General features: G+C 70.4%; 24 protein-coding genes and 1 pseudogene. 17 read left to right on the top strand and 8 right to left on the bottom strand.

What is annotated here, in order from left to right:
• Positions 1–5: 5 nt before the first annotated feature.
• The 3 genes from AB0O48_RS23625 to AB0O48_RS23615 all read right to left on the bottom strand — a co-directional run bounded on the left by AB0O48_RS23625 (position 6) and on the right by AB0O48_RS23615 (position 1,951).
• Positions 6–458, bottom strand: a complete 453-nt coding sequence (locus AB0O48_RS23625) for an ABA4-like family protein (protein WP_357249857.1) — start codon at positions 456–458, stop codon at positions 6–8.
• Entirely contained in the window at positions 455–1,381 is a 927-nt protein-coding gene (locus AB0O48_RS23620) for a hypothetical protein (protein ID WP_365068369.1), read from the bottom strand. The genes AB0O48_RS23625 and AB0O48_RS23620 overlap by 4 nt, the downstream gene beginning before the upstream one ends.
• Before the next feature lie 174 nt (positions 1,382–1,555).
• Positions 1,556–1,951, bottom strand: a complete 396-nt coding sequence (locus tag AB0O48_RS23615) for a hypothetical protein (protein WP_357249851.1) — start codon at positions 1,949–1,951, stop codon at positions 1,556–1,558.
• 209 nt (positions 1,952–2,160) lie between these two features.
• Between AB0O48_RS23615 and AB0O48_RS23610 the strand changes: the two genes are divergently transcribed.
• Positions 2,161–3,333, top strand: coding sequence for a beta-propeller fold lactonase family protein (locus tag AB0O48_RS23610; RefSeq protein ID WP_365068366.1), 1,173 nt, complete (start codon positions 2,161–2,163; stop codon positions 3,331–3,333).
• 101 nt (positions 3,334–3,434) lie between these two features.
• On the opposite strand, the gene AB0O48_RS23605 is transcribed toward AB0O48_RS23610, so the two are convergent.
• Positions 3,435–3,779 carry a DUF1330 domain-containing protein gene (locus tag AB0O48_RS23605; protein WP_357249845.1) on the bottom strand — a complete coding sequence of 115 codons (345 nt, stop codon included), beginning with the start codon at positions 3,777–3,779 and terminating at the stop codon, positions 3,435–3,437.
• A 121-nt stretch (positions 3,780–3,900) separates the two neighbouring features.
• Between AB0O48_RS23605 and AB0O48_RS23600 the strand changes: the two genes are divergently transcribed.
• From AB0O48_RS23600 to AB0O48_RS23565, 8 genes and pseudogenes are all read left to right on the top strand, one after another.
• A complete protein-coding gene (locus AB0O48_RS23600) occupies positions 3,901–4,719 on the top strand; it encodes a helix-turn-helix transcriptional regulator (protein ID WP_357570999.1) in 819 nt (272 codons plus the stop codon).
• Between the two features lie 159 nt (positions 4,720–4,878).
• A pseudogene (locus AB0O48_RS23595) lies at positions 4,879–5,553 on the top strand (CDP-alcohol phosphatidyltransferase family protein); the annotation flags it as partial.
• Between the two features lie 211 nt (positions 5,554–5,764).
• A complete protein-coding gene (locus AB0O48_RS23590) occupies positions 5,765–7,426 on the top strand; it encodes a sulfatase-like hydrolase/transferase (protein ID WP_357249839.1) in 1,662 nt (553 codons plus the stop codon).
• Positions 7,427–7,469: 43 nt separating this feature from the next.
• On the top strand, positions 7,470–8,270 hold the full coding sequence (locus tag AB0O48_RS23585) for an FkbM family methyltransferase (RefSeq protein ID WP_357249836.1): 801 nt from the start codon (positions 7,470–7,472) through the stop codon (positions 8,268–8,270).
• 126 nt (positions 8,271–8,396) lie between these two features.
• Positions 8,397–8,816, top strand: a complete 420-nt coding sequence (locus AB0O48_RS23580) for an ASCH domain-containing protein (RefSeq protein WP_357249833.1) — start codon at positions 8,397–8,399, stop codon at positions 8,814–8,816.
• A gap of 69 nt (positions 8,817–8,885) precedes the next feature.
• Complete coding sequence (locus AB0O48_RS23575) at positions 8,886–9,650, top strand: ABC transporter ATP-binding protein (protein WP_357249830.1); 765 nt, start codon at positions 8,886–8,888, stop codon at positions 9,648–9,650.
• Positions 9,647–11,539 carry a hypothetical protein gene (locus AB0O48_RS23570; protein WP_365068363.1) on the top strand — a complete coding sequence of 631 codons (1,893 nt, stop codon included), beginning with the start codon at positions 9,647–9,649 and terminating at the stop codon, positions 11,537–11,539. Before AB0O48_RS23575 ends, AB0O48_RS23570 begins: the two co-directional genes overlap by 4 nt.
• A gap of 84 nt (positions 11,540–11,623) precedes the next feature.
• Positions 11,624–12,145, top strand: coding sequence for a hypothetical protein (locus AB0O48_RS23565; RefSeq protein ID WP_365068361.1), 522 nt, complete (start codon positions 11,624–11,626; stop codon positions 12,143–12,145).
• Positions 12,146–12,197: 52 nt separating this feature from the next.
• On the opposite strand, the gene AB0O48_RS23560 is transcribed toward AB0O48_RS23565, so the two are convergent.
• From AB0O48_RS23560 to AB0O48_RS23550, 3 genes are read right to left on the bottom strand one after another with little or no spacing between them, the layout of a single operon-like run.
• Positions 12,198–12,902 (bottom strand): permease-like cell division protein FtsX, encoded by a 705-nt coding sequence (locus AB0O48_RS23560; RefSeq protein WP_357249822.1) that lies wholly within the window; start codon positions 12,900–12,902, stop codon positions 12,198–12,200.
• A 59-nt stretch (positions 12,903–12,961) separates the two neighbouring features.
• Complete coding sequence (locus tag AB0O48_RS23555; protein ID WP_365068358.1) at positions 12,962–13,621, bottom strand: response regulator transcription factor; 660 nt, start codon at positions 13,619–13,621, stop codon at positions 12,962–12,964.
• Positions 13,605–14,789, bottom strand: a complete 1,185-nt coding sequence (locus tag AB0O48_RS23550; RefSeq protein ID WP_357570992.1) for a histidine kinase — start codon at positions 14,787–14,789, stop codon at positions 13,605–13,607. The genes AB0O48_RS23555 and AB0O48_RS23550 overlap by 17 nt, the downstream gene beginning before the upstream one ends.
• Before the next feature lie 144 nt (positions 14,790–14,933).
• Between AB0O48_RS23550 and AB0O48_RS23545 the strand changes: the two genes are divergently transcribed.
• The 8 genes from AB0O48_RS23545 to AB0O48_RS23510 all read left to right on the top strand — a co-directional run bounded on the left by AB0O48_RS23545 (position 14,934) and on the right by AB0O48_RS23510 (position 25,213).
• A complete protein-coding gene (locus AB0O48_RS23545; protein WP_357570991.1) occupies positions 14,934–15,830 on the top strand; it encodes a hypothetical protein in 897 nt (298 codons plus the stop codon).
• A 58-nt stretch (positions 15,831–15,888) separates the two neighbouring features.
• The gene (locus AB0O48_RS23540) at positions 15,889–16,800 is read left to right on the top strand and encodes an ATP-binding cassette domain-containing protein (protein WP_357570990.1); all 912 of its coding nucleotides are present in this window, start codon (positions 15,889–15,891) and stop codon (positions 16,798–16,800) included.
• Positions 16,797–17,507, top strand: a complete 711-nt coding sequence (locus AB0O48_RS23535; protein ID WP_357570989.1) for a hypothetical protein — start codon at positions 16,797–16,799, stop codon at positions 17,505–17,507. The genes AB0O48_RS23540 and AB0O48_RS23535 overlap by 4 nt, the downstream gene beginning before the upstream one ends.
• Before the next feature lie 51 nt (positions 17,508–17,558).
• Complete coding sequence (locus AB0O48_RS23530) at positions 17,559–18,356, top strand: PrsW family intramembrane metalloprotease (RefSeq protein WP_357249805.1); 798 nt, start codon at positions 17,559–17,561, stop codon at positions 18,354–18,356.
• Between the two features lie 148 nt (positions 18,357–18,504).
• Positions 18,505–21,780: a formate dehydrogenase gene (gene fdh, locus AB0O48_RS23525; RefSeq protein ID WP_365068354.1), complete on the top strand. Its 3,276-nt coding sequence runs from the start codon at positions 18,505–18,507 to the stop codon at positions 21,778–21,780.
• A gap of 3 nt (positions 21,781–21,783) precedes the next feature.
• The gene (locus tag AB0O48_RS23520; RefSeq protein ID WP_365068352.1) at positions 21,784–22,833 is read left to right on the top strand and encodes a 4Fe-4S dicluster domain-containing protein; all 1,050 of its coding nucleotides are present in this window, start codon (positions 21,784–21,786) and stop codon (positions 22,831–22,833) included.
• Positions 22,830–23,906 carry an NrfD/PsrC family molybdoenzyme membrane anchor subunit gene (nrfD, locus tag AB0O48_RS23515; RefSeq protein WP_357249796.1) on the top strand — a complete coding sequence of 359 codons (1,077 nt, stop codon included), beginning with the start codon at positions 22,830–22,832 and terminating at the stop codon, positions 23,904–23,906. Before AB0O48_RS23520 ends, nrfD begins: the two co-directional genes overlap by 4 nt.
• Before the next feature lie 50 nt (positions 23,907–23,956).
• On the top strand, positions 23,957–25,213 hold the full coding sequence (locus tag AB0O48_RS23510) for an OFA family MFS transporter (protein WP_357249793.1): 1,257 nt from the start codon (positions 23,957–23,959) through the stop codon (positions 25,211–25,213).
• Positions 25,214–25,331: 118 nt separating this feature from the next.
• Here AB0O48_RS23510 and AB0O48_RS23505 read toward each other — a convergent pair whose 3' ends face one another.
• Entirely contained in the window at positions 25,332–25,835 is a 504-nt protein-coding gene (locus tag AB0O48_RS23505) for a VOC family protein (protein WP_357249790.1), read from the bottom strand.
• Positions 25,836–25,938 lie beyond the last annotated feature (103 nt).

Raw genomic sequence — 25,938 nt, 5'->3', positions numbered from 1 at the left:
GGTGGTCAGCCTAGGTGCTGTGGGTCGGTGGCGGCAGCCGCCGGCCGCCGCCACCGGGGCCGGACCGCGAGGTACGCGGCCAGGCCCAGCGGTCCGAGCAGGATGGTCAGCAGCAGCACCGGAGCCATCACCAGCGCCGGCACCCCCCGTTCCCTGCTGTCCAACCACGCCCAGCGGCCGACGAACAGGTCGAACGCGATCATGTGCGCCCAGCCCGCCGCCGCCCCGGTGGAGGTGCCGAGCAGGTCACGCACCCCGTCCAGGGTCGGCGACCCCACGGCCGTCAGCACGTCGCCCATCGCCGGGATCACCAGCAGGGCGTAGATCACCACGACCGGCAGCACGATCAGCGGCGAGGCGATGATCCGGGCGGTCCACGACCAGCGCGGCAGCAGGATCATCAGCGCCCAGAACGGCGCGGCCACCGTGAACGTCAGGGAGAACAGCGTCTCGGTCATGCGACCAACGCCAGTTCCGGGCGGCGTCGGCCGGCCAGCACCAGCCCGCTGGCGGCCGCCGTCGCGAGCACCAGGACCGCGACCGCGGCCAGCGTGCTGGCGTCCGGGCGCAGCAGCGGCTGTCCGCGCAGCGCCTGCCAGGTCAACAACACGGTGAGTACGCCGTAGGCGCTGCCCGCGACGACCAGCAGGCGGACGTGGGTGCGTTGGTCCAGCCGCGTGGCGAACCGGGTCAGCAGCATCGCCAGGATCGGCAGCGCCTGGAGGGCGTGCAGCCCCACGAAGTGCCCGATCCGCAGGTCACCGCCGGTGGTGCTCCAACCGACGATCGGCAACCCCGGCCCGCCGTCGGGCACGCCGACGCTGTGCGCCCCGCCGATCCCTTCGATGCCCGGGTCCTGCATCGGCAGGATCATCGGTACCGCCGCGAGCATGCCCAGCAGGGACAGGCCGAGCCCCCACCGGACGGCGGTCGCGGCGGCCCGGTCGGGGATCCGCTGGATCAGGACGACGACCCCGATGACGAGGTGCGCGAAGAACAGAAACATGATCGCCAGGCCCGTCGACGCGGTCAGCACCGTGTTCAGGGGGGTGGTGACGTTGTAGTGGCTGGTCTCCCCGCGGAGCACCTGACCGACGATCCACGCGTTCTCGACGACCGCCACCGCGACGATGACGACGGCCGCCCTCTCGGTGGCCCGGCTGCGTCGGGGCAGCAGGGAGAGCATCCAGGCGAGCGTCGCGCCGTACAGCACGAAGGACACCCCGAACTTGAACGGCTTGAGCCAGATCGGAGCCCCGATGAGGACGCGCGAGTCGGCGAGAACGCCGACCGCGGCGATGACGGTGAGCACCGCCATCACGGAGACCAGGACCATCAGTGGGCGGTTCCAGTGCGTCGCCCGACGCAGCACGGTAGTCATGTCTGTAGATGCTCGCGGCCGGTGCGGTCGAAAGCGTCCGACCGCGAGCCCCGGTTGCGGCCGGCGGTCGGAGCGGGCCTCCTCCCTGGGTAGGAGGCGAAAACGGGCCTCGAACCTCCCCGCGCCGCGCCCAGATCCGCGAAACGGCAGTGCTGTCGTCGCCATCCGAGTCCGTCAGGGCCGCAGCTTGCCGTCGTCGTCGAGAACAACTCTTGCCAGCCGCTCGGGGAACATTCGGCGCACACTCGCGGAGTATTCGCTGCCGTCGCCGGGCTGCGTTACGCGATCGCCGTCCACTCGTACCGGCACGGAGACGCTCCAACCGCCCTCGGACCCCGGGGCCGCATCGCAGTGCGCCCACGCAAACGAGGAAGAGCCGTCGCGCCCGAGTAGTCGGACCTTGCAGGTGCCTGGTCCGCCCAGCAGCTCGCCGGGCAGGAGCGTCGCGAGCCGCTTCTCCTCAGCCTGAACGTCAGCCGAGTTTCGATCCGGCAGCGGGTACGCCGCCTCGGAGCAGCCGGCGAGTAGCGCGATCGCCAGCCCGAGCCGGACGGCGTGTCGGCGAATCACCCGTGCAGCATCCCATCCGGTGGCCCGTGCACGCCATCACCGTCGGCTTTGCGATATGCCATCCGGGCACGTACGTCTGCTCGTTTCACGTAACGGTATGAAATTACCGCTTTAGGGTAAGACCGCCCTTCATGACTACATCCTCCGATAGCTTTCGAAGTAGAGGAAAACTCGTATTCCTCCCTTCGTGTGCGTAAAGGAGTTCAGTGATGAAGCGCAGCGTTGCGCTCGCGGCAGCCCTCCTGGCGGGTCTGACCAGCGTCGGATCAGCCCCCGGGACCGCTCTCGCCGACGGTGGTGGCCCCGGATACCACGACGACCGCAAGGGGGGTGAATACCACCACGGCGACGAGGGCGCGGTCTTCGTCCAGACCAACAAGGCCGAGGGCAACACCATCAAGGTGTACGACCGCGACGAGGACGGCCGTCTCACCAAGGCAGGCGAGTACGAGACCGGCGGGCTGGGCGGCTTCACCATCGGCGCGCCGCTCGACGCGCTGGCCTCGCAGGGCTCCCTGATCTACCACAAGGGGTTGCTCTTCGCCGTCAACGCCGGCAGCAACACCGTGACCGTCTTCGGTGTCGAGGGCACCAAGCTGCACAAGCTCCAGGTCATCTGGTCCGGGGGCCTGCTGCCGGTCAGCATCGCGGCCCGCGGCGACCTCGTCTACGTCCTCAACGCCGGTGGCGAGGGCTCGGTGCAGGGCTTCGAGCTGCACAAGGGCCGCCTGTCGCGGATCGAGGACGCCAACCGGTCGCTCGGGCTGCACAACGGCAACCCGCCCGCGTTCGGCACCGCCCCGGCGCAGGTCAAGATCGACCCGGACAGCGAGTTCGTCCTGGTGTCGACGAAGGGCGCCAACGTCATGTTCAGCTACGAGATCGGTCGCCACGGCGAGCTGGCCTCGAACCCCGTCATCAGCGACGCGGGGAACACCCCGTTCGGCTTCACCTTCGACAGCGAGGACTCGCTGCTGGTCACCGAGTCGGGTGCCAACGCGGTCAGCCGGTTCGAGCTGGAGGACGACGGCACGCTCGACCAGGTCGGACCGTCGGTGCCCAACGGTCAGCTGGCGCCGTGCTGGATCCAACGCGTCGGCGACTACTTCTTCGTCGCCAACGCCGGCAGCTCCACCATCAGCTCCTACCGGGTCAACGACGACGGCAAGCTCGAAATCGTCAAGAACGTCGCCGCCGACACCAACGGCGGGTCGATCGACATGACCACCAGCGACGGCTTCCTGTACGTCCAGAACGCCACCGCCGGCAACGTGCAGGGCTACGAGGTGAACGAGGACGGCTCGCTGAAGCTCGTCACCACCGTGGAGGGCCTGCCGAAGTTCGAGAACGGCATCGGCATGGAGGGCATCGCCGCCTCCTGAACGGCGTCACCCACTGGTCCCGGGTCGCTCGCCGACCGGGACCAGTTCCGTGTGGTGCCCGCACCCGAGGGCCGCGCCCCGCCGAGGACCTGGCCCCGACGTCAGGAACCGACGGCCCGTCGGAGCACGGCAGCCAACTCCGCTGAGCGGTGGTCGGCCTCGACTCCCTCGACGAGGATCAACTCGCCCTCGAGATGCCTCGTCCGCAGGGGTTTGATCTCCTGGTACGCGGGCGAGTGGTACCAGGATCGGGCACTGGCCGAATCGGGAAACTCGACGATGACCAGGTCGCCCGACCACCCACCTTCGAGCACCTCGACAGACCCACCGTGGACGATGAACCGGCCACCGAAGGGCACCAGAGTGGCATCGATGCGCTCCAGGTATTCCAGCACCTCGGCATGGACGGGTGCCCGGCGCAGATGAGCAAGCGCGTACGCGGTCATGATTCTCCTTCGTTGCGGACGGGTCGTGGCCTTTCCGGAAATGATCGCGAGTGCCGGCGCTCGCTGTCGATTACGTCGCAGGTAATAGGGCGTAACCCGTTGTGGTCACTAGGGTCAGGGAGTGACGACCAGGACCAGGCCGGGCCGGGCGGTGGGGGAGCTGCTGCGCGACTGGCGTCGAGCCCGTGGGTTGAGTCAGCTCGACCTGTCGATCGGGGCGGGAGTGTCGGCCCGGCATCTGAGCTTCGTGGAGACTGGACGGTCCCGGCCAAGCCCGGACCTGATCCTGCGGCTGGCGGAGCAGCTCAACATGCCACTGGCGGAGCGCAACACGGTGCTGCTCGCCGGCGGATACGCCCCCGCCTATCCCAGCCAGGAGCTGAGCGACCCGGAACTCGCCCCGCTACGGGCCGCCGTACGGCAGATGCTCGACGGGCACAGCCCGTACCCCGCGGTACTCGTCGACCGGCACTGGCAGCTCGTCGAGGCCAACCCCGCCGTCGCCCTGTTCACCGACGGCGCGGCACCTCACCTGCTGACCCCACCGATCAACGTGCTGCGGCTCAGCCTGCACCCCGACGGGATGGCGTCAAGAATCATCAACCTGCCCGAGTGGCGGGCCCACCTGCTCGCCCGCCTGCGTCAGCAGGCCGCGATGACCACCGACCCGGTCCTGTCCGACCTGCTCGAAGAACTTCGCGGCTACCCCAGTGGCGACGACGTCGTGGCGCCCACCAGCGACGAACGGTCGCGTGTCGTCATACCACTGCGGTACCGCCACGGCGAGCGGGAGCTGTCCTTCATCAGCACCACCACCCTCTTCGGCACCCCGCTGGACGTCACCGTCGCCGGACTGGCCGTCGAGGCATTCTTCCCCGCCGATCCGGTGACCGCCGCCGCGCTGCACGCCCTCGGCACGCCCGGAGCCGGCACGCGCTGACCTCGACGCGTGTCGGGGTGTCCTGTCGGCACACGTCGGCCGGGGCGACTCCTCCCGCGTCCGCCATGCCGGCCGTGCCGCGGGCGTTTCAGAATGAACCTATCGGTCATATTTTCCGTGTTCCCGGTGAGGTCACCCCACCAGAGTCGCGGAGGCACGATGTCAACGGTTCGAACCGGTCCGGTCCTCGGACTGATCGTGCAGATCGCTCTGCTGGCGGTGCTTTCCGGCACGGTCGGTCTCGGCGCTGCGGGATGGGTGGCCGGCCTGGCGTACGGGGTGGGCCTGTGCGTCCTGCTCGGCCGGGGGATGTCCCGGTCGGCCGCGCGTGGTCTGAGCCCGGCGGACCGGGTGACCCTGAGCCGGGCGATCCTCGTCGGCGGCGTGACGGCCCTGGCCGCGGACGCGCTCACCCGGCCGGCGCCGATCGCGTTGATGGTCGCCCTGACCGCCGTGGCGCTGGCCCTCGACGCGGTGGACGGGTACACGGCCCGACGCACCGGGACCACGAGTGAGCTGGGCGCGCGCTTCGACATGGAGATCGACTCGTTCCTGGTGCTGGTGCTCTGCCTCCACGTCGCTCCGGCGGTCGGCGGCTGGGTGCTCGCGATCGGCGCGATGCGCTACGTCTTCGTCGCCGCGAGCTGGGTGCTGGGCTGGATGCGCGGGTCCCTGCCGCCGCGCTACTGGCGCAAGGTCGTCGCGGCGATCCAGGGCGTGGTGCTGCTGGTGGCCCTGGCGGACGCGCTGCCCGGACTGCTGACGACAGTGGTGTTGATGGCGTCGCTGGCGCTGCTGATCGAGTCGTTCGGCCGCGACGTCAGGTGGTTGTGGGTGACCCGGCACCGTCGCCGCACCCCGCTCCACAGCATCCTGGGCGTACCGGCCACGATGGTCCAGGTGAGCAGCCACCGCCCGACGGTTACCGCGACCCGCGGTGACATCGCCCGCGTCTGAGCCGCCCGTACACCGCACCGACCATGGAAGGATGCCCGGGTTGTCGCTCTTGACGCGAGTACGTGAGCTGCCGAGCCAGAGACGAGCGATGCGGGACGGGGTCCCGGGTGGCACCGCCGACGATGGCACCGCGGGCGCGGGTCGAGCGAGGCGTTCCGTCGCCGCCGGGCTGACGGCCGTCCTCGCCACGCTGCTCGTGCTGGTCGTCCTCACCATGCCGTACGACTTCGGCCGTCTCACCCCTGCCGCGTTCGTCCGGATCCCCCTGGAGGCGCTTCTGGTCGTGGCCCTCCTGCTCGCCCTGCCGCAGCGGGGCAGCCGACTGGTCGCCACCCTCGCCGGGGTGGCCCTCGGGCTGCTGGGCCTGCTGAAGTTGCTCGACCTGGGGTTCACGGCCGCGCTCAGTCGGGCGTTCGACCCGGTGCTCGACTGGGCGTTGCTCGACGAGGGGTTCGCCTTCCTCAGCGAGTCGTACGGCCGGCCCGCCGCGATCGGCGTCGCCGCCCTCCTGGCGGTGGTGCTCGTGGGACTGCCCGTCCTGGTGACGCTCTCGGTGCGGCGACTGCGACGGCTGGTGGTCGGGCACCGCACCGGCACCACCCGGGTGGTGGCCGCGCTCGTGGTCATCTGGGTGGCCTGCGCCGCGTTCGATGTGCGGGTGACGCCGGCCGTGCCGGTCGCCGACACGTCCGCGACGACCCTGGCCAACGGCCACGGCTTCCAGGTACGCCTGCGTCTGGACGACCGGAAGACGTTCTCCTCGCTGATCGAGGCCGACCCGTTCCGCGACACCCCGGGCGACCAGCTGTTGACCGCGCTGCGGGGCAAGAACGTGGTGGTCGCGTTCGTGGAGAGCTACGGCCGCGACGCCGTCGAGGACCCGGAGTTCGCGCCGCAGGTCGGTGCCGTCCTCGACGGCGGCACCAGCCGGCTGGGCGCGGCCGGCTTCGCCGCGCGGAGTGGCTTCCTCACCTCGCCGACGTTCGGTGGCGGCAGTTGGCTCGCGCACGACACGTTGCTCTCCGGCCTCTGGATCGACAACGACCAGCGTCACCGCACCCTGCTGGCGAGTGACCGGATGACCCTCAACGGCGCCTTCCGGCGGGCGAGTTGGCAGACCGTGGGAGTGATGCCCGCCGTCAGCAGGGCGTGGCCGGAGGGGTCGTTCTTCGGCTACCAGCGGTTCTACGACGCCAAGGCGCTCGCGTACCGTGGCCCGAAGTTCAGCTTCGGCACGATGCCGGACCAGTACACCCTGGCCAGTTGGCAGCGCCTGGAGCAGGCGAAGCCGGACGGCAACGTGATGACGGAGCTGGCGCTGGTGTCGAGCCACGCGCCCTGGACCCCCGTTCCGCCGATGCTCGACTGGGCCGCCGTCGGCGACGGGTCGGTCTACCGCGCCGCCGGCGCGGACGGGTCGGACGACGACCGGCGCCGGAACACCACCCAGATCCGGGCGGACTACCGCACGTCCATCGAGTACACGCTGAGCACGCTCATCTCCTACGTGCAGACCTACGGAGACGACGACCTCGTGTTCGTCTTCCTCGGCGACCACCAGCCCGCCGCGGTCGTCACCGGTGAGGACGCCAGCCACGACGTCCCGATCACGATCATCACGAAGGACCGGGCCGTGCTGGACCGGATCTCCGGGTGGGGTTGGCAGGACGGCCTCAAGCCGGGACCGCAGGCGCCGGTCTGGCGGATGGACACCTTCCGGGACCGGTTCCTGACCGCCTTCGGACCGTGACCCGGCCCCCGTCGCACCCCACCAACGGACTGGACCCAGACGCATGACGGCTACCACCGACACCAGGATCGCCGCGCTCCGGAGCGATCCGGCGATGTCCCCGCTGCACCGCTCGCTGGACGTCTACTACGGCGATCCCGAACGCGACGCGCGGATGGACGCCTTCTACTCCCGGTTCGTCACCGGTGGGGATCTCGTCTTCGACATCGGCTCCCACGTGGGTGACCACATCGGCAGCTTCCGCCGACTCGGAGCCCGGGTCGTCGCCGTGGAGCCGCAGCCGCTGTGCCTGCGCGCCCTGCGGGCGATCTACGCCGACGACGATCAGGTGAGGCTCGTCGACGCCGCGTGTGGCGCGGCCCCCGGCCGTACCCGGTTGCACCTGAACTCCACCAACCCCACCGTGTCGACCGCCTCGCCCGAGTTCGTGCGGGCGGCCCGGGGCGCGGGCGGGTGGGAGGGCGAGGTGTGGGACTCGGTCATCGAGGTCCCGGTGGTCACCGTCGACGCCCTGATCGACGAGTACGGCACGCCACGCTTCACCAAGATCGACGTGGAGGGTTTCGAGGACGAGGTGCTGGCCGGCCTGAGTGGGCCACTGCCGGCGCTCTCGTTCGAATTCACCACCATCGCGCGCGCGGTCGCCGGTCGGTGTCTCGATCGCCTGACCGTGCTCGGCTTCGACGGCTTCGACGTCGCGCTGGGCGACGACAAGTCGATGACTTTCCAGAGCTGGGTAAGCGCGTACGACATGGCCGCGCACCTCGCCGCGCTGCCGCATTCCGCGAACTCCGGCGACGTCTACTGCGTATCCCTCGGCAGGAAGACCATCGCCACGCCGTAGCCGAGCGCGACGCCACATTACGCGTAGGGCCAGCGGCGGAGACCCCATCACCAGACCGTGCCGCGCCGCCGAGGGTTTGTCGACGACGGTTCTTCCGGCGCGCACCAGATCGCGTACCCTCCGCGGATGGACCTCGATGATCTTCCACTCGCCGAGTTCGCGTTTCCGGGGCCGCTGCGGGACACGCTGGTCGCCGCGATCCTCACTGGCGCGAAGACCTCGACGACCGGCCTGCTGGTCGGTTACGAGTGCGCGAACGAGCCGCTGCCCGAGGTGGGCCAACTGTCCGCCGTGGTGGACTCCGCCGGTCGGCGGGTCGCGGTCATCGAGTTGACCGACGTACGGGTGGTTCGGCTCGCGGACGTCGACCTGGCACACGCCCTGGCCGAGGGCGAGGGCGACGAGTCGGTGGCGCAGTGGCGGGCGGGGCACGAGACGTTCTGGCACAGCGCGGAGGTGCGCGAGGAACTGGGCAATCCCGACTTCACGGTCGACGACGACACCCTGGTCGTGACCGAGCGTTTCCGGCTGGTGCGCGTCGTCTGAGCACCAATGCCCACCGTGGACCGTCGGTAGCGGACCACACCGTCGTGCAAGGTCACCTATGCTCGGCGCGTGATTTCCCCGGCACTGGAGATTCGCGGCCTGGTGAAGACCTTCGGGGCGCATCGCGCGGTGGACGACATCGACCTGACGGTCCACTCGGGCACGTTCCACGGCATCGTCGGTCCCAACGGTGCGGGCAAGTCCACCACCATCGGAATGGCCGTCGGGCTGGTCACTCCGGACGCCGGTGAGATCCGCATCCTCGGGCACGACGCGCTGCGCGACCGCGGCCTGACCCGGGCGCTGACCGGGGTGTTGCCCGACGGCCTCGACTTCCCGGAACGCCTCACCGGCGCCGAACTGCTGCGCTACAGCGCCGGCCTGCGGGGGCTGCACCGCGTCGCGGCCACCGAACGCGCCGCCGAGCTGATCGAGGTGCTCGGTCTGGCCAAGGGCGCCGGCACACCACTCGCCGACTGCTCGACCGGCACCCGCAAGAAGCTCGGCCTCGCCCAGGCGCTGCTGCACGCCCCCCGGCTGCTCGTGCTCGACGAACCGTTCGAGGCGGTCGACCCGGTCTCCGCGGCCACCATCCGCCGGGTGCTGCGCCGGTTCGTGGGCGGCGGCGGCACCTGCGTGCTGTCCACCCACTCGATGCTGCTGGTCGAGCAGATGTGCGACGAGGTCACCGTGATCCATCAGGGCCGGGTCGCCGCCGCTGGGCCGGTCGCCGAGGTCGCCGCCGGCGGCAGCCTGGAGGAACGGTTCGTCGAGTTGGTCGGCGCCGACGCCTCCGGCAGCGCCGGCCTGGACTGGCTGACCGAGGCACGATGAGCGCGCAACCGCACGCCGGCGCCCTGCACACGATCGCGGTGCCGGCCCGGATGCGCGCGGCCATGCTGCGTCGCTCGCTGCGCGAGCATCCGGGACCCACGGTGGCCGGCCTGGCGGGTCTGCTCGCCGCCGTCTGGCTGATCCGGTACGCGCTGCGCGGTGACCAGCACACCCTCGCCCTGCTCGTCGGGGCGTGGGTGCTCGGCTGGATCGTGCTGCCGCTGCTGCTCGGCGGCGGGCGCGGCCGGGTCCGCCCAGCTCACCTACGGTTGGAGCCGATCGGTGGCCTCCCGGCCGCCACCGGTCTGCTCGCCGCGTCGGCGATCGGCATCGGCCCGGCCGTCTCACTCGTGGCGCTCGCCGCGCTGCCGGTGCACGCCGCTCGGCACGGCCTCGTCGCGGTCCTCGTCGCCGCCGTCGGCGCGGTGCTGCTCTGGTTGCTCGGGCTGATCGGTTCGGCGATCGCACTGGAGATCGTCGGCCACGCCGGCGGTCCGGCCGGGGCGCTGCTCACCGGCGTCCTCACCGGCACGGCGATGGGTGTCGCCGGGTCGCTCTGGGCGGTCTTCCCCTGGGTGTCGGTCCTGCTCGTCGGGGCGCCGGACGAGGTCGTCCGGGCCATGGGGTATGTGCCGAGTGCCTGGCCGGTCGCCGCCGCTTCCGGACCAACCGGGCAGGGGGTGCGCCTGATGGCGACCCTGGTGGGCATCGTGGCGCTCTGCGCCGCCGCGTACCTCCTGCTCGTGCGAAGGGTGATCACCACGGGCGTGCCGTTCCGGCCGCGCGGGACCACCGCGTTCCCGCCCGTGCGGCGCGACGGCGACGAGCCGGATGCGCGGCGCGCGACCACGGCGGCGTCACCGGCCGGAGACGGGCGTCCCGGGCGCGGCTGGCGGGCGTGGGTGCCGGCCGCGACGCGGGCGGTCGTGGGCCGTGAGGTACGGGCCTGGATGCGGCATCCGCTGCGGTTGCAGTATCTGGCGTTCGCGGTGGTGTACGGCGCGCTGCTCGCCGGGCTGCCGCTGCTGTCCGACGTGTACCTGCTGCTGCCGTGGGCCGGGTCGCTCGCCGTGCTCGGCGCGGCGGCGATGTCGGCGGGACTGGTCGGACTGGACGGCACCGCGTTGTGGCTGCCGCTCACCACACCTGGCGGCGAACGGGCCGAGGTCCGCGGTCGGGCCCTGGCCTGGCTGATGCTGATCACCCCGATCGGGGTGCTGCTCGCCGTCGTCGGTGTGCTCCTCGCGCCCGACGTCGACCCGCTGGCCGCGCTCTCCACCCTGCCGGCTCTGCTCGGCGCGGGCGCGTCGGTGCCGGTGTGGGTGTCGCTGCTGCGGGTGCGGCCGGTAGCCGACCCACGGCACCCCACCTCGGCCGACAACCCCACCGACATCGTCAGCGTGCTGGTCGCCACCGGGTCCGGGATGGTGGCCGCCGCGCCGGTGCTCGCCCTGGTGATCTGGGGTCCGCCGGAGGTGGCGCCGCTGCTGCCCCTGGTCGGGCTGCTCGGCGGCGCCGCGGCCTGGTGGGGCGGCATCTGGTTGGCCGACGAACGCCTCACCCAGCGCGGAACCGACGTGCTCGCCGCGGCCGGCCAGCGGAGCCGACCCGCGGAGACGGTGCTCCCGCTGAACTGGGACGCGCAGTGGTACCGGGAGAACACCGCGACCGCGTGGGCACTCGGACTGCTCACGGTGGGGTGGATCCCGGTGATCCCGCAGGGGGTGATGCCGTTGGCGTTCGGGATCGACAGCGGGTGGATCGTGGCCGGTCACCTCAGCGGGAGCGCGCACACGGCGGCGGGGTTGGCGATGGTCGGGCTGGGCGTCGCGATGCTGCTCACCGGCCTGGTGCTGTGGGACCGCCGGCCGCGGCCGGGCCGCTCGTGATCGCCACCGTATCTTCTAGTCATGAGAATGGATGCCGCCTCGGCGTACGTGGTCCGGCGGAGCCGGCTCCGGACCGGACTGACGTTGGCGCTGTACAGCCTGTTACCGGTCACGGCCATCGTGGTCGGCCTGCAGGACCTGCGCGTCCGCTTTCTGTTCGTCATCCTCGGCGTGCTGTTCGAGGGCATCTTCGTCAGCATGGGGCTTCGTCGCGTGCGGAGCGCGATGCGGCGGGAGCTGCTCTTCGCCATTGACGAGCAGGGCGTCTATCTGGGTCCGGATGACTTCGGCCGGCCGGCGATGCGCGAGAAGTGGTCCAACATCGACGCGATCGTCTACTTCCACGGCCGGGTGTGGACGACCCGTAATCTGCCACCCATGACCCGTCACGTGGGCATCGTCCAGGGTGGCAGAATCGTCGCCTCCCGGGGGAGGGGCGGCTGGTGGCTGAACGTCCGGCGCGCCTCCGCGGCCGCTGCTCGGTTCGGCGGGGGAACGCCGGTGCTCAAGGCGCCGTTCTACGGCCAGATATCGCGGGAGTGGTTCCACACCATTCCCTTGCCGCCGAACTGGCTCGCCACCCACGCCGGATCTCGCAACAGGTGACTCCGAGCGCGACCCGCCCGGCGTGAGCTGATGTGTCTCTAGGGGGGTGCGACTACAGCATTTCGACGGGGACCAGATTGAGGCCGTCGACCCCGTCGAGTGTCATCAGGTGTGATACCCCGGAGCCTTTGCCATTCAGGGGATGCGCGAACCGCCACGACTCGTGCGGTATCAGCGCCTTGAGCTGCGTGGTCAGGTCACCCTTGCCCTGGCACCGCTTGCGCAGGCGCTCGTACGCGGCGGAACGGTCCTCGAACCCGACCGACGTCGCGTGTGGCAGTGCCCGGACGGCGTCGTGGATGGTGGCGCGTTGGTCGCTTGTCGCCGAGGTCTTCAACCGGACGATGACCCCGATCCGGGAGGGCCGAGGGTCGGCGTCCGCCATCCGGAACGACACCCCGTCGACACCGTCGGCCTCGGCCATCACCAACTCGATCGCCTCGGCGATCAGAGAGTCGGTGACGGTGGCGTGCACCAACTCGGGCGCGTACTCCGGCTTGAGATCCGCCAGCAGGTCGGGCTGGTCCTGGAAATCGGCCTTGGACCGCTCGTACACCTGGTCGCGGGTTTCGAGAGCCACGCCCTGCACGCTCGGCATCGACCGGAGTCGCTGCTGCACGGCGTCTCTCTGTGTCGCCGTCGCGTCGTTGTCCAGGAAGACGGTCAACGCGACGTCCCCGGAGTCGTCGGGCTTTCCGGTGCAGGTCGACAGGACCAGGAGGAGGGTTAGTGCCAGGGACCGTGCCACGCGACGCATGGGGCCGATGGTAGGTGATCGTGAAGCGCCACAGGCGCCCACGCGACGTGGTCAGGGACTCAGTCGAGCACTCCGGCCTGGTGGGCGAGGATCGCCGCCTGGACGCGGTTGGTCAGGCCCAGCTTCGCCAGGATCCGGCTGATGTGGGTCTTCACCGTCGCCTCGCTCAGGTAGAGCTCGGCCGCGATAGCGGTGTTGGACAGGCCGCCGCCGACGGCGACCAGGACCTCTCGTTCCCGCTCGGTGAGCACCGTGAGTCGTTGTTCGGCGTTGCTGCGTCGATCGGGGGTCGGGCCGGAGAACTGGCGGAGCAGTCTGCGGGTGACCCGTGGGGAGATCATCGCGTCGCCGCGCGCCGCGCTCCGCACCGCGTTGATCATGTCTTCGGCGGTGGCGTCCTTCAGCAGGAAACCGACGGCGCCGGAGCGAAGCGCCGTGTGCACGTACTCGTCGAGATCGAACGTGGTGAGCACCACGACGTGGGGCGGCCGGTCGAGCCGGGAGATCCGCTCGGTCGCGGTGAGCCCGTCGGTCCGCGGCATGCGGATGTCCATGAGGACGACGTCGGGCCGCAGCGTCCGTGCCAGCTCGACCGCCTGGGACCCGTCGGACGCCTCTCCCACGACCGTGATGTCCGGGGCCGCGTCGAGGATGGTGCGCAGCGTCGAGCGCACCATCCACTCGTCGTCGACGATCAACGTCCTAGTCGGTGCGGTCATGATCCTTCCCGGCTGCGATGGGTATCTCGGCGACCAGGCTGAATCCGCCGTCGGGGGTCGGATCCGAGGTCAGCTTCCCGCCGATCAGGTGGACGCGTTCGGCGAGGCCGAGGAGCCCGTGGCCGCCGACCGGCAGGGGAGGGGCGGTGGCCGGCCGTCCGCGCCCATTCCTGATCGTCACCCGCAGCGACTGCTGTGTCTGCCGGATGCATATCCGGGTTCGGGCGCCTGGCGCGTGCTTGTGCACGTTGGTCAGGGACTCCTGCACGATGCGGTAGGCGGCATGCTCGATGAGCAGCGGTAGGCGTTCCCCGGTCACGTTCCCCATCTCCAGGGTGACCGGTACGCCGAGCCGGCGGGAATCCTCGACAAGCGCATCCAGCTCGGCCAGGCCGGGCTGCGGGGCGAGTGGCGCGGCGTCAGCACCGCGCAGGATTCCCACCAGGGCGCGCAGTTCGGCAAGCGCCTCCCGCCCAATCGCCGCGATCTGCCGTCCCCGGGCCACCGCGTCCCGGCCCCTGGCCGACTCCAGTGCGGTGGCCTGAAGCACGATGAGCGCCACCCGGTGGGCGACGACGTCGTGCATGTCACGGGCGATGTTGGCGCGTTCGTCGCTGCGGGCCTGGATCACCCGCTGGTGCTGCTCGCGTTCGAGCCGCTCGGCCCGTTCCCGCATCCGCTCGATCAGCTCCCGCCGGGTCCCGACGTAGAGGCCGAGCAACGCTGGCGCGACGCAGATGGCAACGCTGAGCGGGATCGCCCCATCGGCACCGGAGTACCGCCAGATCGGGGTGCCGACCAGGACCACCGAGACGAGGACGCTGGCGGCGACCTTCGGCCATGCCGTGGTGCGCTCGGCCAGCGTGTAGAGCGCGAGCAGGACCGTCACGTGGGCCGACACGAGAAAGGTCGCACCCAGGGAGCAGGCCAGCAACAGCACCGGGGTCTGGCGCCGCCGCCAGGTCAGCAGCCCGACCGCGAGGCCGAGGGGGATGCCGAGCCACAGCGGAGGATAGCGGGGCCCGAAGCCGGCGATGGTGGGGCCGAAGAAATCTGTCCCGAACTCCCCGGTCGCCACGAGCACCGCGATGGCGCACGCCGCCAACGCGTCGATCAGCGGCTGGTGGCGGGACCAGCGCACCACCTGGTCCAGGAGACGCGACGTCATGATGGTGCCAGCGTAGGGCCGATCGACCGGCGCAGGCGTCGGTCGAAAGTTGTACACCACCCCCGTTGATCATCGCCGATGGACTGACCCGTTCCATCAGATCCGCCGACGCCCCGACCTGCCCGCCCCGGCGAGGGTGGGGGCATGGCCAGACCACGTCTCAATCCGCGAACAACGCAGCTCGTCTTCGGTGTCTTCGCGGTCACCGCGGGTGCCTTGATCGCGCTGCGTACCGACCCACCGCACCCGCACTTCACGACCGCGGGGACGTACGGTTACGCGCTTGCCGCGGTGCTGTCGTTCGGCGGCTGGCTCGCGCTCGGGCGCCCCGCACTCGCCGCCCGTACCCGCCAGGTGCTGATCGTCTTCCACCTGCTCTTCGTACCGGCGCAGTTCCTGTTCCTGTTCGCCCACGACTCGCCGTGGCTCGGCATGGCGCTGTCCTCGGCGATCGTGGGTGGTCTGAAGCCGCGCTTTCCCCGGCTGGGTCGGATGGCGCGGAAGGTGTGGCTGACGCTGCACGTCGGCATCGGGGTCGGCTGGCTGGGCATCGCGACGGGCATGCTGCTGCTGGCGATCATCGGGGCGACGGCCGACAGCCACGAGATGCAGCACGGGGCCTACCTGTTGCTGAGCAAGTTCGATGTCTTCCTGGCGATTCCGAGTGCATTGCTGACGATCATCATCGGTGTCGTGGTTTCGCTCGGCACCCCGTGGGGCCTGCGCAAGCACAAGTGGGTGCTGGCCAAGCTGGTCATCGCCCTCGCCATACCTCTCCTGGCGGGCGTCGAGGGCCCCTGGATCGAGGAGCTTGAGGCCCGCGGCGCAGCGGGACTGATCGAGCCCGGCACCACGGGGATGCTGCTCGTCGGCGCCATGGGGCTGTTCACCGTCCTGCTGTGGACCGCGACGATCCTCTCCGTCGTCAAGCCCGGCGGGCGTACCCGGTGGGGCCGCCGCACGGAGGAGCGCCGGCCCGCCCCGAACGCCGATGCCGCGCGTCCGGTCGCGGCCAGCACCGTTGCCCCGTCCTCCCGATGACCCGGATTCGTCCTCGACGCGTGCGAACGGAACACGTCCCAGAAGGAGAAGAAAGTCCATGACCAGTTCGTACGCCATCGAGGTTGCGGCGCTGACGAAGACGTTCGGCACGCTCAGAGCCGTCGACGGCCTGAGCTTCACCGCCGAGTACGGCAGCGTGGTCGGCTTCATCGGCCCCAACGGCGCGGGCAAGACCACCACCATGCGCTCGCTCGTCGGGCACATCCGGCCGGACAGCGGCCGGGCACACGTCGCCGGACGCCCCTACCGGGAGTTGGCCGACCCGTTGGGCACCGTCGGCACCGTCCTGGAGGCCGGCGCCGTGCACCCGGGCCGCAGCGGCCGCAACCATTTGCGGATCCTGGCCCGCCAGGCCGGGCTCTCCAAGCGGCGGGTCGAGGAGGTCATCGACGACGTCGGGTTGGAGAGCGCTGCCGGCCGCCGGGCGGGCGGCTACTCGCTCGGCATGCGTCAGCGGCTCGCCCTGGCAGCGGCCCTGCTCGGCGACCCGGCGATCCTGATAGTCGACGAGCCCGCCAACGGGCTGGACCCCGAGGGCGTCCGCTGGCTGCGCGAGTTCCTCCGTGGCCTCGCCGCCGAGGGCCGTGCCGTGCTGGTGTCCAGTCACGGGCTGGCCGAGCTCGCGCTGATGGTCGACAAGGCGGTCGTGGTCGGGCACGGCCAGCTCATCGCCCAGGAGACGCTGGCCGGGCTGAGAAAGCTCGCCGGCGACCCGACGGTGCGGATCAGTGTCCCCGAGCCGGACCGTCTCGCCGGTCTGCTGGCCGCACGGGGCCACCAGGTGCTCGAACGCACCGGGACCACCCTCACCGTCGCCGGAAACGACCCGCGCGCCGTCGGCCGGGTCGCCTTCGACAACGGCATCGGCGTGGACCGCCTTCTCGTTACTGAGCCCTCACTGGAGGAGGCCTACTTCCGCCTCACCCGTGGAAAGGAATCGATCCGATGATCGCACTGACCCGCGCCGAGCTGATGAAACTCCGTACCGTGCGGTCGACCTGGGCGGTGCTCCTCGTCCTTCCGGTCGTGGCCTTCATCAGCCTGCTGGATGTCGCACTGGACCAGGTGGAGGACAACACGAGCGTCGTCGACTTCATGGACGTCTCGCTCGTCGTGGTGGGCGTGGTCGTGGCCGCCCTGGCCGCGGCCGTGGTCGGCAGTGAGTTCGTCCGCCGGACGGTGGGCCTCCACTACCTGGCAGTGCCGCGGCGCTTCCCCGTGCTCGGCGCCAAGGTGTCGGCGTTCGCCTGCGTCGGCGCCGTCCTCGGGCTGCTGTCCACGCTGCTGGCGACCGCTGTCGTCACACCGATCGCCATGGGTCGGGACGTCGTGCTCGACGGACCGGGCGAGGCCGTCCTTCGCATCCTGGCCGTGACGGCGGCGATCAGCGTGCTGGGCGCGCTCGGCGCCGCCATCGGGGTGCTGGTGCCCCAGCCGGCCATCGCCGTCGGGGCAGTCATCGGATGGCAGTTCGTCGAGATGCTCCTCGGGTTTGCCTTCGGTATCGGCCACTACCTGCCGATCGGCCTCGTCGAGACAGTCGCCCATCTGGGCGGCACGGTGGCGTTGCCGGTGGCGTTCGGACTCCTGTTCCTGTACGCCGCGAGCGCCGTGGGCGTCGCCCTGCTCGTCGCGAGGCGCCGCGACCTCACCTGAACCGAGCACGGAGTTGGCGTTTCGTAACCTGGATCCGCCAGACTGCGCGGTATGGGAGATCGTTGGCGTCGGTGGGCGTGGGTCGGGGTGCTCGTCGTCGGGCTGGTTCTCTACCTGGCGGTGCTGCGGACGCTGGTCAGCACCAAGAATCCGAACTTCGTCCCGGCGCTCATCCTGCTCGGCGCGACGCTTGTGCCGTTGACGTTCCTGACGTTCGCGCAGGCGCGTACCGGTCGGTGGCAGGTGCCGGCGTCGGTGCTGGTGACGTCGGCGTTCTTCGGCGGGGTGATCGGCACGGTGGTCGCCGGCACGCTGGAGTACGACACCCTGCGCGGCCTCGGCGCCCTGCCCATGCTGTTCGTGGCGTTGATCGAGGAGTCGGCGAAGCTGATCGTCCCGGTGGTGCTGCTGTTCACGGTGGTGGCCCAGCATCGGCGTCGGGTGCCCTCGGACGGGTTGATCATCGGTATCGCCGCCGGCATGGGTTTCGCCGCGCTGGAGACGATGGGGTACGCCTTCACCGCGCTGCTGAGTTCGCAGGGCAACATCGGCGCGGTGGAGCAGACCCTGTTCATCCGTGGCCTGACCGCGCCCGCCGGGCACACCGCGTGGACCGGGCTGACCGCCGGCGCGCTGTGGGCGCTGTTGGCCAGCCCGAGCGTCGGCCGGCTCTTCGGCTTCCTCGGCACGTTCCTGGGTGTCGTCGTTCTGCACACCCTGTGGGACACGTTCTCCGGTTCACTGGTCTTCGTCGTGCTGGCGATCATCAGCATCGGCTGGCTGCTCTGGGAGCTGCGCCGCTACCGGGCCTTCGGTGACCACCGGGTTGGGCAGCTCCAGCCGAACTGACCCTCGCCGTACACCACCATGCCTTTCCCGGCCTGCTTGCGAGGGCCGGGGAAGGCATGACTGTTGGTGATCTCGCTGCGATCGGGTTGGTGCCTCGTCTACTGTCAGGCTGTTCACATTTGGTGTGATTAGTCGGGAAGGTGTGGCGATGGGGGTGCGGACCTGGATCGAGGGCTGGCCGGTCTACCGCCAGCTCACCGGCACCGACCCGCTCGGCCGGGGTACGGCGGCCGAGTCCGACGGATCCCGGGCGCTCACCGCCCGCACCGACACCGCCGACTCGATGGCCCGGTCCGTCTGCCCGTACTGCGCCGTCGGCTGCGGCCAGCGGGTGTACGTCAAGGACGGCCAGGTCAGCCAGATCGAGGGCGATCCGGACAGCCCGATCTCGCGGGGTCGGCTCTGCCCGAAGGGCTCGGCCAGTAGGAGCCTGGTGACCAGCCCGCTGCGGCAGACGACGGTCCGCTACCGCCGGCCGTACGGCACCGAGTGGGAGGACCTCGACCTTGACACGGCGATGAACATGATCGTCGATCGGGTCCTGGCCGCCCGGGACGAGACCTGGGAGGACGTCGACGTCGAGGGTCGGCCGCTGAACCGGACGCTGGGGTTCTCCAGCCTGGGTGGGGCGACGCTGGACAACGAGGAGAACTACCTCATCAAGAAGTTGTTCACCGCGATGGGGGCTCTCCAAATCGAGAACCAGGCCCGTATTTGACACTCCGCCACCGTCCCCGGTCTGGGGACCAGCTTCGGTCGCGGCGGCGCCACCCAGTTCCAGCAGGACCTGTCGAACTCCGACGTGATCGTCATCCAGGGTTCGAACATGGCCGAGGCGCACCCGGTGGGCTTCCAGTGGGTGATGGAGGCCAAGCGTCGGGGCGCGAAGGTGTTCCACGTCGACCCACGGTTCACCCGTACCAGCGCGCTGGCTGACTCGTACCTGCCGATCCGGGCCGGCACCGACATCGCCCTGCTCGGCGGGGTGATCCGCTACATTCTCGACAACGAGCTGGACTTCCGGGAGTACGTCGTCGCCTACACCAACGCGGCGACGATCGTGACCGACGAGTTCGCCGACACCGAGGACATGCACGGGCTCTTCTCCGGCTTCAACGACGACAACGCCACCTACGACCAGGCCAGTTGGCGGTACGAGGGACACCGTCAGACCCAGACGACCCGCGACAGCGAGACGCAGCGGGAGACCGCGGCCGGGCTGGAGAACGAGTCGCACGGCGCACCGGTCGGTGGGCAGACCGAACGCGACGAGACGTTGCAGGACCCGCGCTGCGTCTACCAGATCCTCAAGCGGCACTACTCCCGCTACACCCCGGAGATGGTGGAACGGGTCTGCGGCATCCCGCAGGACAAGTTCCTCGAACTGGCCCAGGCGTGGACGGAGAACTCCGGCCGCGACCGCACCGGCATGCTCGTCTACTCCGTCGGGTGGACGCAGCACAGCGTCGGCGTGCAGTACATCCGCACCGGCGCGATCATCCAGCTGCTGCTCGGCAACGTGGGCCGCCCGGGTGGCGGCGTGATGGCCCTGCGCGGGCACGCCAGCATCCAGGGCTCGACGGACATTCCGACGCTGTTCAACCTGCTGCCCGGATACCTGCCGATGCCGCACCACGCCAACCACCCGACCCTGGCCAAGTGGGTGGACAGCATCGCGCACCCCGGGCAGAAGGGCTTCTGGGGCAACGCCCGCACCTACGGCGTCAACCTGCTCAAGGCGTACTGGGGTGACGCGGCCACCGCCGACAACGACTACTGCTACGGCTACCTGCCGCGGATGACCGGCGACCACGGCACGTACCAGCAGGTGCTCGACATGATCGACGGGAAGATCAAGGGGTACTTCCTGCTGGGTCAGAACCCGGCGGTCGGCTCGGCGCACGGTCGCGCGCAGCGCCTCGGCATGGCCAACCTGGACTGGTTGGTGGTCCGGGACCTGTTCGAGATCGAGAGCGCCACGTTCTGGAAGAACGCTCCGGAGATCGAGACCGGCGAGATCATGACGGGGGAGTGCCGGACCGAGGTGTTCTTCCTGCCCGCCGCCTCGCACGTGGAGAAGGAGGGCACGTTCACCCAGACGCAGCGGCTGTTGCAGTGGCGGGAGAAGGCCGTCGAGCCGCCGGGCGACGCCCGCTCCGAGCTGTGGTTCTTCTACCACCTCGGGCGGATCGTCCGGGAACGGCTGGCGACGTCGACGAAGCCGCGCGACCGTGCCCTGCTCGACCTCAACTGGAACTACCCCACGCACGGTCCGCACGCGGAGCCGAGCGCCGAGTCGGTGCTCTACGAGATCAACGGGTACGACGTGGCGACCGGCCGGCCCCTGTCGTCCTTCACCGAGATGAAGGACGACGGCTCCACCGCGGGCGGTTGCTGGATCTACACCGGGGTGTACGCCGACGGCGTCAACCAGGCCGCCCGCCGCAAACCAGGCGCGGAACAGTCCCTGGTGGCCCCGGAGTGGGGGTGGGCGTGGCCGGCGAACCGGCGCATCCTCTACAACCGTGCGTCCGCCGACCCGGACGGCAACCCGTGGAGTGAGCGCAAACGTTACGTGTGGTGGGACGCGGAGAAGGGCGAGTGGACCGGTTACGACGTGCCGGACTTCGAGAAGACCAAACCGCCGTCGTACCGACCGGCCAAGGACGCCTCGGGCGTGGCGGGCATCGCCGGCGACGACCCGTTCATCCTCCAAGGTGACGGCAAGGGCTGGCTGTACGCGCCCACCGGCGTGCTCGACGGACCCATGCCCACGCACTACGAGCCGGTGGAGTCGCCGGTGCGTAACCCGCTCTACCGGCAGCAGGCCAACCCGACCCGCAAGGTCTACACGCACCCGATCAACACGCTCAACCCGAGCCCACCGGAACCACACAGCCAGGTGTTCCCGTACGTGTTCACGGTCAGCCGGCTCACCGAGCACCACACCGCTGGTGGGATGAGTCGGACCGTCCGGACGCTTGCCGAGCTGCAACCGGAGATGTTCGTGGAGGTGTCACCGGAGTTGGCGGTCGAGCGCGGGCTCACCCACCTGGGGTGGGCGCACCTGGTGACCGCCCGCGCCGCCATCGAGGCGAAGGTGTTGGTGACCGACCGGCTCACCCCGCTGCGGGTGGACGGTCGGATCATCCACCAGGTGTGGTTGCCGTACCACTTCGGTTTCGAGGGTCTGGTGACCGGCGACTCGGCCAACGACCTGTTCGGGATCAGTCTGGATCCGAACGTCCTGATCCAGGAGAGCAAGGTCGGCACCTGCGACATCCAGCCGGGGCGACGCCCGCGGGGACTCCAGCTCCAGGAACTCGTCGTCGACTACCGGCGGCGCTCCGGGGACCTCAACCCGCACTACCCACCGCAGGTCACGACCGACTCCGCCGACGGCGGCCCGGACCAGGAGGTCTGACCCATGCCCCACGCCAACGCCCTGTACGGCCCGCTGGATCCGGCCCCGGACGCCGGTTACGAGAACGCGCCGCCGCGGATGGGGTTCTTCACCGACACCAGCGTCTGCATCGGTTGCAAGGCCTGCGAGGTGGCCTGCAAGGAGTGGAACGGCGTCCCGGAGAGTGGCCTGGACCTGCTCGGCATGTCGTACGACAACACCGGCGCGCTGACCGCGAACTCGTGGCGACACGTCGCGTTCGTCGAGCAGCCCCGCCGGGCCGGCCTGGCGACCCCCGCGTTCGAGCAGAACCCGGACGGGCCGGCGATCAGCCCGGCGACGGCGGCGCTCGGCGCGCTGACAAGCGTCGACACCGGGACCAACCCGGGGTTGCCCACCGGGTCGCCCGCGGCGGCGACGCGCATGTCGGCCGGGCCGCAACCGGAGTTCCTGGGGATGCCGGGGGCGCAGCCGCCGGGCCGGGGGACGGGCGTCGAGGAGCGTACCGATTTCCGGTGGTTGATGATGTCGGACGTCTGTAAGCACTGCACGCATGCGGCTTGTTTGGATGTGTGTCCGACGGGTTCGTTGTTCCGGACGGAGTTCGGGACGGTGGTGGTGCAGGAGGACATCTGCAACGGGTGTGGGTACTGCATTTCGGCGTGTCCGTATGGGGTGATCGATCAGCGTAAGGATGACGGTCGGGCGTGGAAGTGCACGCTGTGTTATGACCGGTTGGGTGCGGGGATGACGCCGGCGTGTGCGCAGGCGTGTCCGACGGAGTCGATCCAGTACGGGCCCCTGGAGGAGTTGCGGGAGCGGGCGGCCACGCGGGTCGCGACGTTGCGGGGGCGGGGGGTGCCGGAGGCTCGCCTGTACGGGCACGATCCGCATGATGGTGTGGGTGGTGACGGGGCGTTCTTCCTGTTGTTGGACGAGCCCGAGGTGTACGGGCTGCCACCGGACCCGGTCGTGACCACCCGTGACCTGCCGGCCATGTGGAAACGCGCCGGCCTCGCCGCCCTCACCATGGCGGCTGCCACCGTGTTCGCGTTCCTCGGAGGTCGGCCATGACCGACCGGCCAGCGAACGAGCCGGCCGGCGCCCGGTTCCGCGAGTTCCAGGACCGCGTCGACCAGGCCGTCGGGCAGCGCCAGCGCGGCCGGGGTCGCGGTCACGACGGCGAGCAACTGACCGTGCCGGTGGCCGACTTCACCTCCTACTACGGCCGGCCGGTCCTCAAACCGCCGGTGTGGAAGCACGACATCGCCGGTTACCTGTTCACCGGGGGCCTCGCCGCCGGGGGCGCGTTGATCGGCGCGGGCGCCCAACTGACCGGCCGGCCCGGCCTGCGTCAGGTGGGGAGGTGGACCGCGCTCGGCGGCGTCACCGCCAGCGCGTACCTGCTGGTGCACGACCTCGGGCGGCCCGCCCGGTTCCACCACATGCTCCGGGTCGCCAAGCTGACCTCGCCGATGTCGGTCGGCACCTGGATCCTCACCGTCTTCGGGCCACTGGCCGGTGTCGCCGCGATCGCCGAACTGGCGCCGCGGCTGCCGCAACACGGTGTGCTCGGCCTCGCCCGCCGGCTGGCACCCCCGGTCGGCAACGCCGCCGGCCTGGCCGCCGCGGCCACCGCCCCGGCGCTGGCCACCTACACCGGGGTGCTGCTCGCCGACACCGCCGTACCGTCCTGGCACGACGCGTACCCGTCGTTGCCGTTCGTGTTCGCCGGCAGCGCGCTCGCCGCCGCGTCCGGGGTCGGACTGATCGCGGCGCCCGCCGCGGAGACCACCCCGCTGCGGCGACTCGTCCTCGCCGCCGCGAGCACCGAGTTGATCGGCGGTCGCCGGCTGGAGCGGATGGGCCTGACCGGCGAGCCCTACACGCACGGTCGCAGCGGCCAACTGGTCCGGGCGGGCCGGGTGCTTCTCGGTGTGGGCACCGTCGCCGCGTTGTTCAGCCGGCGGAGCCGGATCCTGTCCGCGCTCTCCGGCGCCGCGCTTGTCGCATCGTCGGTGGCCACCCGGTTCGGCGTCTTCGAGGCGGGCATGGCGTCGGCGCGCGACCCGAAGTACACGGTCGTGCCGCAACGGGAGCGGCGCGACCGCAGGGAGGGCCGGTCGCCGGCCGAGAAGGGGACATAGCTCGACCAGCAGGCGCCAGCCAATGAGCCAGCAGACGGGGGACTCAGCTCATGGCACACTCCGCAACCGACCAAGGAAGATCCACGCCGACGCGAGGCCGATGGGGTCTCGTCGTCGCCGCGGTGCTCGTCCAGCTCGCGCTCGGCGCGGTGTACGCGTGGAGCGTGTTCAACAAGCCGTTGCAGGACGAATTCGGCTGGGCCAAGTGGGAGGCCGTGCTGCCGTTCGAGGTGGCGATCGGCACGATCTTCATCGGCAGCCTGATCGGCGGTCGCATCCAGGACCGGCGTGGCCCGCGACCGGTCGCGCTCGGCGGTGGGGTGCTCTACGCGGTCGGCAACATGCTGGCCTCGCTCACCTCGTCGGAGGACGACCTGTGGTTGCTGGTGCTCACCTACGGCGTGCTGGGGGGAATCGGCCTGGGGGCGGCGTACATCACCCCGATCGCGATGCTCGCCAAGTGGTTCCCGGACCGGCGCGGCCTGATCACCGGCATCGCGGTCGCCGGGTTCGGCTTCGGCGCCGTGATCGTCGCGCCGGTGGCGAAGGGGCTGCTCAACGGCACCGACGATCCCACCCACGTGTTCTTCCCACTGGGCGTCGCGTACCTGATCGCGATCCTGCTCGGGGCGTCGTTCTTCCGTAACCCGCCGGCGGGTTACCAGGTGCCCGGGTTCACGCCGAAGACCGCCGGTCGGGCCATCGCCGGCACCCGGGTCTACACCCTGCGCGAAGCTCTGCGCACCCGGCAGTGGTACCTGCTCACCGGCATCCTGGCGCTCAACGTCACCTGTGGCATCGCGCTGATCTCCCAGGCTTCCGATGCCGCCCAGGTGATCACCGGGGCCAGTGCGGCGGCGGCCGCCACCCTGGTCGGTGTGCTCGGTCTGTTCAACGGGGCCGGGCGGGTGGCCTGGGCGTGGTTGTCCGACCGCACCGGGCGGATGCCGGCGTTCCTGGGGATGCTGCTGCTCCAGGCGATCTGCTTCTTCATCCTGCCGCACGCCGCGTCGCTGGCGCTCTTCGCGGTCCTGGCCGCCCTGGTCTACCTGGCGTACGGCGGCGGATTCGGCACGATGCCCGCCACCGCGGCCGACTACTTCGGCACGCCCAACGGCGGTGCCATCTACGGCGCGATGATCGTGGCCTGGAGCATCGGCGGCGTGGTCGGACCACTTGTCACGTCGCTGCTCTACGAGGCGAGCGGCAAGAGCTACACGCTGCCGTTCACGGTCATCGCGATCGTCGCCCTCATCGCGCTGATCCTGCCGCCGATCACCCGGATGCCGTCCGAGCCCAACCCCTAACAGCCCGCCCACCGCGCCGCTGCCCCGTCGATCATGGAGTTGTGGTGGGGGACAGACCACTCGTCGTGCATCACATCAGGCACCACAAGTCCATGATCGACCGGGGCGGGGGCGCGGCTCACTCGCGGGAGAACCCGCCCTTGGGGGCGATGATTTCTAGGTTGGTGCCGTCGGGGTCGTTGAAGTACGCGACCTCGGTGCCGACGGCGGCCGGCGGGTTCACCTCGCCGTCGGCGAAGGTGTACGGCTGCCCGAGGAACTCGATCCCGGCCGCGCTCATCCGGTCGAAGACCGCCCGCACGTCGTCGACCTGGAAGCACAGGTGCATCGAGCCGGGCCGGTTGGCGGCGACCTGGGCGGCGTCGCCGACCGGCTCCTGGAACTGGATCAGGTCGATGCCGAGGTTGTCGAGGTTGAACGTGGCGTACCGCAGCTTCGTGGTCGGCAGCCCCTGCGCCTGCGCGAACCCGGCTCCGTGCATGTTCTCGTCCCGTACGACCGGCTCCGCGCCGAGCAGGGCCTGGTAGAACGCGACCGAGCGGTCAAGGTCACTCACCGCGATCCCGACGTGCGCGGCCGAGGTGAGGCCGATGGACACCGTCGGGGGGTTCGGGAATGCCATGCTGACTCTCCTTACCAGCGTTCTTCGTCGCCTTGTCGTTGCTGATCTTGGTGTCGTACCCCCTTCGCGCCGGATCATGCGAGGACGTGTCCGGCCGCATACA

Source organism: Micromonospora sp. NPDC085948 (assembly GCF_040686315.1).
Classification (GTDB): Bacteria; Actinomycetota; Actinomycetes; order Mycobacteriales; family Micromonosporaceae; genus Micromonospora.
The sequence above is the reverse complement of the archived record's forward strand: the minus strand, read 5'-3'. Positions and strand labels throughout refer to the sequence as shown.